The 833-nt window shown below is 36.7% G+C and carries 1 protein-coding gene and 1 rRNA gene; both read right to left on the bottom strand.

Features of this window, described 5'->3' with window-relative positions; translation table 11 throughout:
• Nucleotides 1–473 precede the first annotated feature (473 nt).
• Nucleotides 474–594, bottom strand: a 5S ribosomal RNA gene (rrf, locus tag IE038_RS25590).
• A gap of 51 nt (nt 595–645) precedes the next feature.
• On the bottom strand, nt 646–833 hold a 188-nt coding region (locus IE038_RS25585), incomplete at its 5' end, for a hypothetical protein (RefSeq protein ID WP_229775739.1).

Here is an 833-nt window from a genome sequence, read left to right as displayed (position 1 = left end):
GAAAATTTTTTCACTGTTGCGATGAGCATCGCGCGTAGAACCCGATAGAACATCATGGAAGGTCGTGTATAATTGATAAATGCGACTGGCAATAAACCCTAATGTAATTGTGTGATGTATAGGCAATTTTGTGTGTACGGCATTTAGACTAATAACCTCGCGTTAATTATTTTTTGTTTGTAATTTTTTTTTGCTGCAAAAGGCGCGTCTAATTCTTTTTTCTATTGTTGTGAAAATTTTTTTTGTGCGCGGCAGAGTGCAATTTTCTCGTAATTAGTGCAATTTTCCCCCTTTTGAGTAATCTGTCACATTAACCTATATAGGGTGTTCGATTCTGTGGTTTATCCTTATACCATACCCCTGTTTCGCCAACTTTTTCTATGACACCCTATATTTTTAATGATACCATCTGAAAGATCGGGGCCGATTTACTTTGGTTTATCCAATAAAAATAATAGGTGTACTAACAAAAAAGATTGCAGCATTGTAGTTTCGCGTATGGTCTCCCACTACACTACTCGGTACAACTCTTAGCAGCTTAACTACAGTTGATCGAACGGGGAACGGTGCTTTCTGCTAGATATGGCCGCAACCGAAAATTTGTGAATCTGGTTTTTATATATGGCGCGCGCGCATTTGCCCATACTAATCATCGCATAACTCCACCAATATTAGTGGTAACCTAGTGGTTTTTTCACTGGAATAGGTCAATTGAGGGTGGGAAATTTCAATAGAACCATCAAAATAGGATTTTTCCAAAAATGTAAAATTTTTCCCTATATAACCAGGGAGTTGTAACAATATGTATATATAAAAGAGATTATTTTTTTCGA

The sequence above is a fragment of the Pseudomonas laurentiana genome, assembly GCF_014648275.1.
Taxonomy (GTDB): Bacteria; Pseudomonadota; Gammaproteobacteria; order Pseudomonadales; family Pseudomonadaceae; genus Aquipseudomonas; species Aquipseudomonas laurentiana.
The sequence above is the reverse complement of the archived record's forward strand: the minus strand, read 5'-3'. Positions and strand labels throughout refer to the sequence as shown.